The sequence below is a fragment of the Novosphingobium oxfordense genome (assembly GCF_044029435.1).
In the GTDB taxonomy this organism is placed as follows: Bacteria; Pseudomonadota; Alphaproteobacteria; order Sphingomonadales; family Sphingomonadaceae; genus Novosphingobium.
This window is the reverse complement of record NZ_CP147006.1, coordinates 193,225-206,510: the sequence shown is the minus strand read 5'-3', so window position 1 is coordinate 206,510 and position 13,286 is coordinate 193,225. Positions and strand designations below refer to the sequence as shown.

Here is a 13,286-nt window from a genome sequence, read left to right as displayed (position 1 = left end):
GCTCAGTGCGCCGTCTTGATCGCGTGTGGCGTGACCATCCATTCTCGGCCCTTGAGCATGCCATGCCAGTAAATCGGCGGCAGGATCGTATCCTTCAGGAGCCAGGACAGGCGCGACGGCCTCGTTCCGTCGATCAGCCAGTTGGGAAAGCTGGGCAGCAATTTGCCGCCATAGCCGAACTCGGCGAGCACGATCTTGCCGGCCTCGACCGTTAGCGGACAGGAGCCATAGCCGTCATAGTCAGCGGTCGGCGGCTTGCCCTCGAGCGCGGCAAGTACATTGACCGCGACAACCGGCGCCTGCTTGCGCGCCGCAGCGGCGGTCTTGGCATTCGAGGCGGAGCAGGCGTCGCCCAATGCAAATACATTGGGATAGCGCACATGTTGAAGCGTCGCCTCGTTGACTTCGATGAAACCGGAGGCTGCTGCGAGGGAACTGGTGCGCACGAAATCCGGCGCGACCTGTGGCGGCACGACGTGAATCATGTCGAAGCGCTCTTCGACGCGTCGGGTGCCGTCGCTACCCTTGCGCTCGAAAGTCGCCACTTTTGCGGCGCCATCGATCGCGACGAGCTTCGATTCGAAATTGAGGTGCGCGCCATAGCGCTCGACATATTCCATCAGCGCCGGGACATAGGCGGCAACGCCGAACAGCACCGCGCCGGCGGTGTGGAACTGGACGTCGATGTCTTTCAGGACGTCTGCCTTCTCCCAGCGATGACAGGAAAGGTACATCGCTTTTTGCGGCGCGCCGGCACACTTGATAGGCATTGCGGGCTGGGTGAACAGCGCCCGTCCGCCCTTAAATTGCTTCACCAGTCTGTTGGTGTAGGGCGCAAGATCATAGCCATAGTTGGACGTCACGCCGTTCTTGCCGATCGTATCGGCCAAGCCCGGAATAGCGTTCCAATCCAATTTGATACCCGGACAGGCAACGAGAACACGGTAGCGGACTTCGCCGCCATCACTGAGGGTCACCTTGTTTTCGTCGGGGGCAAAATCCGAGGCTGCTGCGCGGATCCAGTTCACTCGGCTCGGCATGACCTGCGCTTCGGTGCGCCGTGTGAACTCTTTCTCGAAGACACCGGCGCCGACCATAGTCCAACCGGGCTGATAATAATGTTCCTCGGATGGCTCGATAACTGCAATATCGAGCTTCGGATTGCGCTTTAGAAGGCTTGCTGCCGTCGCAATCCCCGCTGCACCGCCGCCGACAATCACGACATCGTGAATATGGACTACAGGGGCCGATTGGCTCCGAGAGGAGGCGAGGTCATACAACTTCGTCGACCTCGCGCCGGAGCGGCAAAAGGCGAGAATCGGCCTAGGAAGGCGCGCTAGCGCACTTGCCATGGCCTCGACATTCGCATCGGTAATCGCCCCCGAGACTGCGGGCGCATGCGCGAACTCTAAGCCCAGTCGTTCGGCAGCTTCACGAAGCTCCGTAGCGGCAATCTGACCCTTCTCCTCGTTATCAGGTCGATTGCAGATGATCGCCTTGTAACCTTGGGCGGCGATTGCCGGAAGGTCGGCGAGATCAATCTGCGGGGAGATTGCAAAGTCCCGATTGAGCGGCTTGATGTCCATGGCTTCTCCTCGATCCCGCTCTGAAGCGGGCCTCTTTTCATTTTGTAATGATGCGGTGCGCGGTCATGCCGGCGAGCATGGCGGCGACGAAAATTCCGGCTTCAATTGGTGCGATGGCAAGGTCGGCAAGTGCGGGGCCGGGACATAGTCCCCCGATCGCCCAACCGATCCCGAATAATGACGCTCCGCCAAGCAACTTGGCATCCAGCAAGCTTGTACCGGGCAAGTCGAACGCCTCGCAGACGATCGGTCGCGGCATCCGCTTCTGGACCAACCAGGCGATCGCCATCGGCACCATCGCACCGACCATCACGAAGGCAAGCGTGGGATCCCAGGCCCCGAACAGATCGAGGAAGGCGCGCACCCGCGCGGGGTCAGCCATGCCGGATATGGTGAGCCCAGCTCCGAACAAGGTGCCCGCTAGCAACGAGATGGCAGGGACCTTCACTTCCCAGTGCCGCAGGTTGAAAGGCCGAGCGGGCGGTAGAGCGGACAGAAGCTGACCGCGCTTGTCAGAAGGAATATAACTGCGACGATCGCCAAGCCGACACCGAGGTCCCCGCTGATCGTTCCGGTCCACCAGAGATAACCGATCGCCAAGGCTGCGATGGTGCGCAGCATCCGATCGACCGTTCCCATATTCCTCTTCATGTCCGGTGTCCTCCGACTATCCGTTGATGAAACCGAAAGCGCGCATCAGCCCAACGGTGGCGAAGCCGCTGACCATGAAGGTCAGCGTTGCGACCATCGACCGGCGCGAAAGTCGGGAGAGACCGCAGACCCCGTGACCGCTCGTGCAACCTGAACCAAGGCGCGTGCCGAAACCTACGAGCAGTCCGGCAATGACCAGTTGCAGGACTGATCCTGTAAAAAGCGGTCTGATACTGCTGGAAGACAGTATGACGAGGAGCGCACCAAGCGGCAGTCCGGCGATGAACGCGAGCGCTATGGCGCGCGGTGCGCCCGTATCGGAAATTCCCGACGCGCGGGCCAACATACCGCTTACACCAGCGATGCGACCAAGTCCGAGCAGCATGATCGCTGCCGCAAGCCCGATCAGCAGGCCGCCAACCAACCCCGCGACGGGGGTGGCATTGGGGAAGCCGGGCAGCATCATACTGCGTTGACCGGAATCTTGAGGTACGTGACGCCATTGTCCTCGGCAGGCGGGAAATGACCGGCGCGCATGTTCACCTGGACAGAAGGCAGAATGAGGCGCGGCATCGCGAGCGTCTTGTCGCGGGCCTCGCGCATCGCGACAAATTCGTCTTCGCTTACCCCGTCATGGATATGGACGTTGGCTTGGCGCTCGGCCTCTACGGTCGTTTCCCAGACATAGTCCTTGCGCCCTTCCGGAAGATAATCGTGGCACATGAACAGCCGCGTTTCCGGCGGGAGCGACAGAAGCCGCATCGCAGATTGATAGAGGGTTCGGGCATCGCCACCGGGAAAATCAGCACGTGCCGTGCCGTAGTCGGGCATGAACATGGTATCGCCGACAAAGACGGCGTCGCCGATCACATAGGCGATACAGGCCGGCGTGTGCCCCGGCACATGCAGCACGGTTACATCAAGATTGCCGATCCGGAAGTGATCACCGTCTTTCCACAAATGATCGAAGTCGGAACCGTTGCGCTCGAAATCGGTGTCCGCATTGAAAAGCTTACCAAATGTCTGCTGCACCGTGATGATTTGCTCGCCAATGGCGATTTGCCCGCCCAACTTCTCCTTCAGATATGGCGCAGCTGACAGGTGATCCGCGTGAGCGTGCGTCTCCAGGTGCCAGTCGATAGCAAGCCCCTTCTCCTCGACAAAAGCGACGAGCGCGTTTGCCGAGGAGAAGGAGGTGCGACCCGAGGCGGGGTCATAGTCCAGCACGCTGTCGATGATCGCAGCGTGGCGGCTCTCGGGATCATGAACAACATAGGTCACCGTGAAGGTCGGCTCGTCGAAGAACGCCTTGATCTGGGGGGTGCCCGTTTGAGCGGCTGAGATCTGCGATGAGGCGGCTGCAAGAGCGGAGTCGGCCACGGAAAACCTCACAAATTCACATTTACATATATCGTGTAATCGAATAATCTTGTTGCGTCAAGAGGGAGGAGCGTCGAAGGAGACGTCATGGAAATGGCCCAAAGAATTGAATCTCGCTCACCGCGCATTGGAGAGCCCGCGCCAGACTTTCGCGCCCGTTCGACCGGGGGCGAAATTCAGCTTTCAAAGTTGCGTGGACGATGGGTGATCTTTTTTTCCCATCCCGCTGACTTCACGCCAGTTTGCAGCACCGAATTCGCTGAACTCGCCCGTCGGCAGTCGGAATTTGATGCCCTTGAAACGTCGCTGTTGGGACTGTCAGTCGACAGCCTTTACTCGCACATGGCGTGGGTCAGAGCGATCCGAGAGACGCTCGGAGCGGATGTCCGCTTCCCGATAATCGAGGATCCGAGCATGGCGATTGGGCATGCCTATGGCATGGTTGACGAGCAATCTGCTGACAGCATGGCTATGCGTTCGACATTCTTCATCGATCCCGAAGGGGTCATAAGGGCGATCACATGCTACCCCCATAATGTTGGGCGATCGGTCGATGAGATGCTGCGGTTGCTTAAAGCACTGCAAGTGGTGGGCAGTGCCCAGAAACTTGCGCCTGAAGGGTGGCGGGACGGACAGCCTTTGCTCTGTCCACCATCTGACATCGCAGAAGATCGCCAGGACTGGTTTTGCCGCTTCGCGGACGCGCTATGAACGAGGCCTTTTACGAGGACCGTGAAGCTGCGACCGTCGCGTCCGAGAAGCTCAAGGTTTTTGCGCAACCACAGCGCCTCATGATCCTCTCTTGCCTGTTGCGCGGGGAGCGCAACGTCTCGGAGATCGGCGAAGCGACAGACATTGTCCAACCAGCACTCAGCCAACAGCTAGGGGAGTTACGCCGGGCCAATCTCGTTCAAACGAGAAAGGAGGCCAAACTCGTTTGGTATGCGCTTGCTGACGAGGGGGTCGCTTTGTGCGTCCGAACAATGGAAGCGATTTTCGGAGGCCTGGGTAAGGTCGAAGAAATCCGGCCGTCTGCCAAACCGGAGCGTCGTCCATCATTACCTGAAGGCGTGGCCGGATTTGCTCAAGTGCTTGATTAAGATATTTACGCGCTGTTTGCCTCGTTTGGCTTTGTAGCGAGTGCTGCGGTGGTCGCTACAAGCGACACGCTCCTAACGTCGTAGAAGAAGTTTCATGTGCGCAGCTTTTGGGCCTTTGTCCTAAATTGCTTTCCCGACCAAGCTGCCAATGCCAGCGGTCAAACCCATGGCCAACGCCCCCCAGAACACCACACGACCGACAGGTTTGAGCGGGTTTGCACCGCCAGCGGCAGCTCCCACCCATCCCAGGAGCGCCAGGAACAGGAGCGATCCCAGCGCTTCGCCTGTTACGGTGAGCGACGCCGGAAGCAAAGCCGCAAGGATGAGAGGCAGCAGGGCTCCGGCCGTGAACGTCGAGGCAGACGTCAATGCCGCTGTGATCGGGCGTGCGGCAGTCATCTCGGTGATGTGGAGTTCTTCGCGAGCATGAGCACCCAGTGCGTCATGCTCCATGAGTTGTTTCGCAACCTCATGCGAGGTCTTTTCGTCGACGCCTCGCTGAACATAGAAGCCAGCCAGCTCTGCCAATTCCGCATCGGGATTGGCAGCGATTTCCTGCTGCTCCCGGCGCAAGTCCGCCGCCTCGGTGTCGGACTGAGAGCTTACCGACACGTATTCGCCCGCAGCCATCGACATCGCGCCAGCTACCAGCCCCGCTATACCCGATATCAACATAGAAGAACGGGAGGAACCGGACGCAGCGACCCCGATCATCAGGCTAGCCGTGGATACGATGCCGTCGTTGGCGCCTAGCACCGCGGCACGAAGCCATCCGATACGAGAGACGAGATGGGTTTCCCGGTGGCTGCGCATCGTAATCCCCTTTGAAGCCAAGCCATTTCTTTGACCCGAATTATAGCCTGTTCGCTATCTCGTGCCAGTCCGGCAAGCTCGATCCGCACAAATTTGGAGGCGCGACGCCCCATCGGATCACAAGCGTCAGAAGAAATTCATATGGTCAGGACGATGTCAGATCGGTTCGGTAATATGCCGGGTAAAACCATCGCCGGATGAGAGCATGCGCATTCTGATCATTGAAGACAATCGCCACCTGGCAGATCTGACGGCGGAGGGCCTTACGCGTCGGAAATTCGTATGCGATTGTGCCTATTCGGCAGCGGAGGCGGATCTGGTTCTTGGGTCGGCTCAGTATGATGCACTCATCCTCGATCTGGGCTTGCCCGATGGTGACGGCGTACATTGGATCAAGAAGAGGCGTGACGCGGGCCTTGCCGTACCGGTCCTGATGCTGACAGCCCGCAGTTCGCTCCAGCAGCGGGTCGATGGACTGGACGGCGGCGCTGACGACTATGTCGTCAAACCGGTAGAGGCGGATGAGCTGGCGGCGAGGATTCGGGCACTACTTCGCCGTCCGGGAGCCCGGGCAGCGCCCGTGCTGGAGGTGGGCAGCCTATCCTATGACACGAGCGCTCATCGCGCGCGGTATCAGGGTAAGGCCATCGATCTGTCACCTCGCGAGACCAGCCTGCTTGAGTTACTCATGCGGGAGGCTGGTGCAGTCGTTCGTCGATCTCGTATCGAAAATGCCCTGTATAGTTTTCGAGACGAGATATCCCCTAATGCAGTGGATGCCGCAATCTCGCGGCTGCGTCGTCGACTTGAGGAATGCGGAGCTCGCAACATGCTCCATACGATCAAGGGACTAGGCTACTTGCTGGAAGACCGGGAACCGTGCTGAAGCGTCTTTCGGTTGGCCATCGGCTCATCGGTGGCCTGCTGCTGGTTGGCGCCATCGGTACGGTGTCGCTGATCTACGCTGTCCTCTCGGAATATGGCATACCGTTTAGCGCCTTGCTCGATCCGACCATGCGCGACGCGGCATCGACGGAACTGTTCGATCATGTTCTCATCCCACTGGTGGTGCTGATCCTGCCAATGGGCCTTGCAACCACATGGGTCATCAGAACGGCATTCGAGCCCCTGAGCAAAGCGGCGCGTCATATCGAAACCGCACCGACCGAACGCGGGATGCAGATCGATGAAGCCGATATTCCTACTGAAGCGAAACCGTTCGTGCGGTCCATCAACAATCTGCTTCACCGACTCGACGCCTCAGCCCAGCAACAGGCGGATTTTGCGTCTGACGTCGCCCACGAATTGCGGACGCCGTTGGCCATTTTGTCTCTCGAGCTCGATCGACGCGAGGGTTCGGATGGAGATCCTCTGAAGGCGCAGGTCAGCGCCATGCGCCGTCTTGTGGATCAGCTCCTGCTACTCGCGCAGATCGACGCGGACGCCACCATGCCCATGACGCCTGAGCCACTCGATCTCGAGACTTTAGCTGAAGACAGTGTCTCGTCCCTGGCAGCGACCGTCATCGCGCAAGGGCGCGAGATCGCGATAGAGTCCGAAGGCCAGATGCCAATGATATACGGCCACAGGGAAGCGATCGGCGCAGGGATTCGAAACCTCATTGAAAATGCCGTCCGCGCGACGCCCATGGGCGGAACCGTGACGATCATATCCGGGCCCGGAGCGATCATCAGGGTGCGCGACCAAGGCGCCGGCCTCAGCGAAGAGAAATTGGCGCAACTCATCCGCCGCCATCAGCGTGCAGACCATGCTAGCCCCCATGGCGCGGGTCTCGGCCTCTCCATAACCCATCGGATTATGAGCGCACATAACGGTCATATTCGAACGAGCGAGACCTTGAGAGAACTCATCCTGGATTTCCGCCCGCAGTAATTATCCATCGTCAAGACGCCGTCAGGTTGAACCCGATATCGCGGCGAAATGGAAAACGGACGCAAATATCTGGTGGGCGGCGCCATTGTAGCCGTCGCAGTCGCGGGCCTGGGCTGGACTATGTTTCCTCGCTCGGAAACGGTCTCGGCGGGAACGCAGGTCAAGACCGAGAAGCCTGCCGGCATGCTTGCCGTGCTGCCGGACAGGGCGAGATTGCTCGGCATCAAGGCTTCTCCGGCATTGCCTGCATCAGAAGCGCCGATCGCCGATCTCCCCGCCACGATCAGTCCGCCCGCTAACGCGCGGGTGGCGGTGACCGCGACACTTCCGGGTGTGGTGATGCGCACCATGGTCGTGGAAGGCGACAGCGTACGGGCCGGGCAACCACTGGCCGTGGTTTCGAGCCGTGACATTCTTACGCTGGGTGCCGATCTTGCGCGTGCAAATGCACGGTTGGGCGTCGCGCAGACGAGTGCCGCCAGGCTGTCCCAGTTGGACAAGGAAGGGGTGATTGCCGGAGCGCGAGCCGACGAAGCCCGCGCAGTGGCCATGGAGGCGCGTGCGGACGTTCGCGAGAAAAGCCGCATTCTCAGCCTTGTCGGCGGGCATGGGAGCAGCGGCACCTACACGCTGACAGCTCCGATCGCGGGCAGAATCACGCGTGCCAAGATCCAGACAGGCGACCCGTTGGACGGGACGACTGCTCCCTATGTGATCGATGCGAATGGCCGTTACGAAGTCGTCGCCCAGGTTCCCGAGCGGCTTGTTGGACAGATCAGACCGGGCATGACGGTCAAACTCGGCGCGCTTTCTGGCACCGTCACATCTGTCGGCAGCACCATCGACGCGATGACGCGATCTGCCTCGCTGAAGGCGAGCCTTCCCGCTGCTCCAGGGGTCATTGCAGGCGCCACCGGCAATGTCACGATATTCGGGCCTGCACCGAGAGGCGCAGTCGTCCTGCCTGCCGCGGCCGTAGTAGATACAGACGGCAAGTCGGTGGTCTTCGTCGCGGTCCGGGGCGGTTATGTTCAGCGCGAGGTGACAAAGGGCGGCGCGGTGGATGGCCAAGTCCTCCTCCTGACCGGCGTCAGCGTCGGTGAGAACGTCGTCACTACGGGCACAAGCGCGCTCAAAGCGCTCGCCATCTCGAAATAGGTCGGGCCCATGCTTCAGTCACTCGTCGCGAAGGCTCTGTCCTATCGCCTGCTCGTCGTAGCGCTTGCTCTGGCTGTCGCCGGCCTCGGCGCATGGGCCTTCGTTCAGCTACCCGTGGATGCTTATCCCAATATAGCGCAGACGCAGGTCAAGATCATTCTCAAGGCTCCCGGCATGACGCCGGAAGAGGTCGAAAGCCGCGTCATTGCCCCGATCGAGATGGAGATGCTGGGCATTCCCCGGCAGTCTATCCTGCGTTCGTCCGCCAAATATGCGATCGCCGATATCACCATCGACTTCACCGATGGCACAGATATCTACTGGGCGCGTCAGCAGGTGGCGGAGCGCCTGTCCGGAGTGATGGCGGATTTGCCGGCGAGCGTGTCGGGTGGCCTGGCGCCGATTTCCACGCCTCTGTCCGATATCTTCATGTTCACGATCGAGGGGCCGCTCAGCCTCCAGCAAAAGCGAGAGCTTCTCGACTGGACCATCCGTCCGGCTCTGCGGACTGTGCCCGGTGTCGCCGACGTCAACGCGCTTGGTGGATATGTCCGCACCTTCGAGGTCCGGCCCGACCCTCTCGCCTTGGCCGGAGCCCGCCTATCCGTTGCCGATATCAAGACCGCTATCGACAGTGGCAATCGCAACGACGGAGCCGGCCGCCTCGTCACTGGCGAAGAATCCCTGATCGTTCGGGCTGTTGGCGCGATCCGATCCGTGGCCGATCTCCAGTCGCTGGTCATAACGAGCCGTGACGGGCGCATCGTCCGCCTGGGAGATGTGGCGAGTGTCGGGACCGGCAGCCTGACGCGCTATGGCGCGGTGTCCAAGAACGGCAAGGCAGAGGCGGTCGAGGGGCTTGTGATCGCTCTTCGGGGTGCCGATGCACGGCAGGTCGTGACCGGCGTCAAAGACCGTCTGGCCGAGGTCGAGCGTGGCCTTCCAGCCGGAACGCACATCGCGGTCTTCTACGATCGGTCCGATCTGATCGGCCGAGCGGTTGGAACGGTTGAGGAGGCGTTGCTGGAAGCGACCGTCCTGGTCGTGATCCTTCTGATCGTTTTCCTCGGTGACTGGCGAGCCGCTGCGATCGTGGCGGTCACACTGCCGATGGCCGCGCTGGTGACGTTCCTGTTCATGAGCATGGCCGGGTTGTCCGCGAATCTCATGAGCCTCGGTGGACTGGCCATTGCTATCGGCATGCTTGTGGATGGTGCGGTCGTTGTGGTGGAGAACGTCGTAGAGCGTCTGTCGCACCAACAGGATGACTCCCATCCGCGCCTTCACCAAGTCTTCCGCGCAACCAGCGACGTGACGGTGCCGGTATCGGCGGGCATCATCATCATCGCGCTTGTGTTCCTTCCTCTGCTCTCGCTGCAGGGGCTGGAAGGCAAGCTGTTCGCGCCGGTTGCCCTCACCATTGTCTTCGCCCTGGCAGGATCGCTCCTGCTCGCGCTGACGCTCGTTCCCGTTCTTGCCTCGTTCGGCTTGAAAAGCGGACATCATGGGGAACCATGGGTGATGCGCTGGCTAACGCCTCGCTACCGTGCGCTTCTGAATGGCGCTTTTGCGCGCAAGCGCCTGGTCTACGGCCTGTCGGCTCTTGGACTGGTCCTCGCCGGGTTGGCCTACGGAGCGGTAGGCAAAACCTTCATGCCGACGATGGATGAAGGGTCAGTCATCGTGCAGCTGACGAAGCTGCCCTCCATCAGCCTTGCCCAGTCCGTTGAGGGCGACAAGGCGGTCGAGCGCGCGTTGATGGGGGTTCCCGAGGTGCAGGAAGTCATCGCGCGGGTTGGTGCTGACGAAATCGGCCTTGATCCGATGGGACCTAATGAGACCGACACCTTCGTCCGTCTGAAGCCGCAGTCTGAGTGGCGTGGCAGCAAGGAGTTCGTCCTGGAGCAGATCCGCAAGGCCGTCGATGGCCTGCCTGGCATCCAGCCCAGTTTCACGCAGCCGATCGAAATGCGTGTCTCGGAAATGCTGACCGGCGCCCGGGGCGACCTGGCTGTCAAGATTTTCGGACCGGATTCGGCGGTCCTCGCGGATCTTGCAGGTCGCGTGCAGCATGAGTTGGGCCAGGTGCGCGGCGCGACGGAAGTGTTGACGGTCGCGAACGACAGCGTGGACTACCTGCAGCTCGACATCGACCGAGCAGCCGCAGGCCGGTTTGGCATGCCGATCGATCAGTTGCAGGACACCTTGCGCGCGCAGGTGGAAGGCGTTCGGTCCGGTATCGTCGCCGAAGGTCAGAAGCGGATCCCGATCGTCATCCGCGGTGACGAAAGCATCCGCAATGATGCGACCCGGTTTGAAGACCTGCAGATCATGACGCCGGGTGGAACGCTCGCCCGGGTCAGCGACATGGCGCAGGTGAAGCATACGCAGGGTCCGGTGAAGCTCGACCATGAGAATGGTTCCCGCTTCGCTCTGGTCCAGGCCTTCGTCTCTGGTCGTGATCTGGTGGGTTATGTGGACGAGGCGAAAGCCGCAGTCGCGAGCAAGGTGCCGCTCCCGGCCGGCTATCGCATCGTGTGGGGTGGCCAGTTCGAAAATCAGCAGCGTGCATCGGCTCGGCTCATGATGGTCATTCCCGTCGCGCTGCTCCTTATCTTCTTCGTCCTGCTCGCCACCTTGCGTTCGCTGCGGGCCGCCACGCTGATCCTGGTCAACATTCCCTTCGCCATGGTCGGAGGGCTGATCTCGCTCTGGGCATCGGGAGAGTATCTGTCAGTGCCTGCTTCCGTCGGCTTCATTGCTCTGCTTGGCATCGCGGTGCTGAACGGGTTGGTGCTGGTCTCCTATTTCCGCCAGCTCCGTCAGGAGGGGCAGAGCATGACGCAGACGGTGCGCCTGGGTGCCGAGCGGCGCCTCCGTCCCGTCCTAATGACCGCGAGTATTACCGCTTTCGGCCTGGTCCCCCTGCTGTTCGCGACGGGTCCAGGATCCGAGATTCAACGCCCGCTTGCCATTGTGGTCATCGGCGGGCTGGTCACGTCCACGCTGCTCACTCTGGTACTTCTCCCGATCCTTTTCGAAAGGTTCGGAGAAGGCCGCAGCGAGCAGGATTTCGAAGAGGTGCTGGCCAATGGCTGAGCTTCTGCTGGTCCTTCACTGTTCTCCTCCGGATGCGGGAACTCTGGTGGAGGCTATTCGAACCGTTGCGTCCGCGCCGATCCATCGCCGTGAGGAAGCCGTTCTCGGCCGCGACTTCAGCGATGCTGGAACGCATGAGCAGGTAAGAGGAGTCCTCCATCGGATCGCATTCGAACTCGTGGTCGAGGATTCCATGATCCCCGCCATAATCGCTGCGGTTGCCTCATCGCGCCGCAAACAACCTGTGCGCTGGCACTCCTTGCCGATCATCGAGCGCGGGAGGATTTCATGAAGAAGCTGACTGCCCTCTTGCCGCTATCCATCTCGATAGCGACTGCGCTCGCAACTGCCGCGCACGCGCAAGCGACGGGTCTTCAATGGTCCTTGCCGCCTGAGGAGCAGGTGGTGAAGGCGCTCGACGGGCATCCGACGGTCGAAGCAGCGGGCAAGCGCGTCGGCGCTGCATCGGCGGCGAGCGATATGCTCCGCGTTGGCCCTCACGAGGTCCAGCTCACCGGAAGCTACATCAATCGTGACGTGCGGCTGGAGCGGAATTATACGGAGTTCGACGGCACGGTCAGTCGATCCTTTCGCCTGCCCGGGAAGGCTGCCCTGGATCGCGAGGCAGGCCAGCTTGGTGTCGAAGTCGCGCAAAACCGGATGGAAGATACGCGCCATCAGGCGGCCTTGTATCTGTCGCAGCTCTGGTACGACTGGCTGACGGCAAGCGAGCTCAATCGTACGGATCAATCGAACGTCGCATTACTCGAACGTGGTCTCGCTGCCGTGAAGAGGCGAGTCCAGCTACGCGATGCATCGATGCTCGACACCGACCAGGCCCAGGCGGCGCTCGATCAGGCGAAGGGTGTCGCGGCAGCCAGCCTGGCTGATATGGAACAGGCGCGAGCGCTACTGCAATCGAACTTCCCCGATCTGGCCCTGCCGCCGGAGGCACCATCCTTGGCAGATCCAGTCCTGCCTTCTCAAGACCTGACCGCACTTCATGATCTGGTGATCCAACGCAGTCATGAAATTGGGGCTGCTGATCGCGAAGCTCTGCGTCTTGAAGTCGTCGCACGGCGGGCGAGGGCTGATCGGTTGCCGGACCCACAGCTGGGCGTCCGGGCCTTTAGCGAGCGTTCTGGCATTGAACGCGGTGTCGGTGTCGTCTTCTCGATCCCATTGGGAGGACGATACCGGAAATTCCAGCAGGATCAGGCGGAAGCGAATGCCTCCGCTGCCTCTATGGATCTCGCGCAAGCGCGCCGGATGGTGCTGGCGATGGCCGATACTGATATGGCGAACGCCTCTGGCCGCTACGTCGCTTGGCAGCGGCTCCAGGGTGCCGCCAGAAGTTCGCTCGACGCCGCCACACGGACGGAGCGCGGGTACGAAGGGGGCATCATCGACCTGTCCGATCTGCTCTATTCCAGGCGGCAAGCACATGATGCGGACCGGCTGGCCATAGACGCGCGCAGCTCTGCGACACGAGCTATCGTGAAATTACTCATCGATTCTCATACGATATGGCAAGGTAACGAGAAGGAGCCATGAGGGCGTAGGTTGGCAATCGCTGTAGAGAATGAAGTCATCTTCCCATTCACGC

Annotated in this window: 14 protein-coding genes; 8 read left to right on the top strand and 6 right to left on the bottom strand. The window is 60.9% G+C overall.

All coding sequences use genetic code 11. From position 1 onward, the window contains the following. Positions 1 to 2 precede the first annotated feature (2 nt). From WBP07_RS19885 to WBP07_RS19865, 5 genes are read right to left on the bottom strand one after another with little or no spacing between them, the layout of a single operon-like run. Positions 3 to 1,586, bottom strand: coding sequence for a TIGR01244 family sulfur transferase (locus WBP07_RS19885; RefSeq protein ID WP_395395850.1), 1,584 nt, complete (start codon positions 1,584 to 1,586; stop codon positions 3 to 5). Between the two features lie 37 nt (positions 1,587 to 1,623). Then, positions 1,624 to 2,034 carry a DUF6691 family protein gene (locus WBP07_RS19880; RefSeq protein ID WP_010338385.1) on the bottom strand — a complete coding sequence of 137 codons (411 nt, stop codon included), beginning with the start codon at positions 2,032 to 2,034 and terminating at the stop codon, positions 1,624 to 1,626. Next, the gene (locus WBP07_RS19875; protein ID WP_010338386.1) at positions 2,031 to 2,237 is read right to left on the bottom strand and encodes a DUF2892 domain-containing protein; all 207 of its coding nucleotides are present in this window, start codon (positions 2,235 to 2,237) and stop codon (positions 2,031 to 2,033) included. Before WBP07_RS19875 ends, WBP07_RS19880 begins: the two co-directional genes overlap by 4 nt. Before the next feature lie 16 nt (positions 2,238 to 2,253). Further along, the gene (locus tag WBP07_RS19870) at positions 2,254 to 2,703 is read right to left on the bottom strand and encodes a YeeE/YedE family protein (protein ID WP_048937951.1); all 450 of its coding nucleotides are present in this window, start codon (positions 2,701 to 2,703) and stop codon (positions 2,254 to 2,256) included. Next, a complete protein-coding gene (locus tag WBP07_RS19865) occupies positions 2,700 to 3,617 on the bottom strand; it encodes an MBL fold metallo-hydrolase (protein ID WP_048937952.1) in 918 nt (305 codons plus the stop codon). The genes WBP07_RS19870 and WBP07_RS19865 overlap by 4 nt, the downstream gene beginning before the upstream one ends. Positions 3,618 to 3,704: 87 nt before the next feature. On the opposite strand from WBP07_RS19865, the gene WBP07_RS19860 reads away from it, so the two are divergent. Together WBP07_RS19860 and WBP07_RS19855 are read left to right on the top strand one after the other, a co-directional pair. After that, entirely contained in the window at positions 3,705 to 4,328 is a 624-nt protein-coding gene (locus WBP07_RS19860; protein ID WP_048937953.1) for a peroxiredoxin, read from the top strand. Beyond that, a complete protein-coding gene (locus WBP07_RS19855; protein ID WP_010338391.1) occupies positions 4,325 to 4,717 on the top strand; it encodes a metalloregulator ArsR/SmtB family transcription factor in 393 nt (130 codons plus the stop codon). Before WBP07_RS19860 ends, WBP07_RS19855 begins: the two co-directional genes overlap by 4 nt. Before the next feature lie 120 nt (positions 4,718 to 4,837). On the opposite strand, the gene WBP07_RS19850 is transcribed toward WBP07_RS19855, so the two are convergent. Next, complete coding sequence (locus WBP07_RS19850) at positions 4,838 to 5,530, bottom strand: VIT family protein (protein ID WP_048937954.1); 693 nt, start codon at positions 5,528 to 5,530, stop codon at positions 4,838 to 4,840. Between the two features lie 205 nt (positions 5,531 to 5,735). Between WBP07_RS19850 and WBP07_RS19845 the strand changes: the two genes are divergently transcribed. Genes WBP07_RS19845 through WBP07_RS19820 form a run of 6 tightly spaced genes read left to right on the top strand, consistent with a single transcriptional unit; the run spans position 5,736 to position 13,234 of the window. After that, positions 5,736 to 6,416: a response regulator transcription factor gene (locus WBP07_RS19845; protein ID WP_048937955.1), complete on the top strand. Its 681-nt coding sequence runs from the start codon at positions 5,736 to 5,738 to the stop codon at positions 6,414 to 6,416. After that, a complete protein-coding gene (locus WBP07_RS19840; protein WP_161731675.1) occupies positions 6,410 to 7,423 on the top strand; it encodes a sensor histidine kinase KdpD in 1,014 nt (337 codons plus the stop codon). Before WBP07_RS19845 ends, WBP07_RS19840 begins: the two co-directional genes overlap by 7 nt. Positions 7,424 to 7,471: 48 nt before the next feature. Then, positions 7,472 to 8,581, top strand: coding sequence for an efflux RND transporter periplasmic adaptor subunit (locus WBP07_RS19835; RefSeq protein ID WP_048937956.1), 1,110 nt, complete (start codon positions 7,472 to 7,474; stop codon positions 8,579 to 8,581). Positions 8,582 to 8,590: 9 nt separating this feature from the next. Continuing rightward, positions 8,591 to 11,680: an efflux RND transporter permease subunit gene (locus WBP07_RS19830; RefSeq protein ID WP_048937957.1), complete on the top strand. Its 3,090-nt coding sequence runs from the start codon at positions 8,591 to 8,593 to the stop codon at positions 11,678 to 11,680. After that, complete coding sequence (locus tag WBP07_RS19825) at positions 11,673 to 11,972, top strand: DUF3240 family protein (RefSeq protein ID WP_010338397.1); 300 nt, start codon at positions 11,673 to 11,675, stop codon at positions 11,970 to 11,972. Before WBP07_RS19830 ends, WBP07_RS19825 begins: the two co-directional genes overlap by 8 nt. Continuing rightward, positions 11,969 to 13,234 carry a TolC family protein gene (locus tag WBP07_RS19820; RefSeq protein WP_048937958.1) on the top strand — a complete coding sequence of 422 codons (1,266 nt, stop codon included), beginning with the start codon at positions 11,969 to 11,971 and terminating at the stop codon, positions 13,232 to 13,234. Before WBP07_RS19825 ends, WBP07_RS19820 begins: the two co-directional genes overlap by 4 nt. The last annotated feature ends 52 nt before the right edge of the window (positions 13,235 to 13,286 follow it).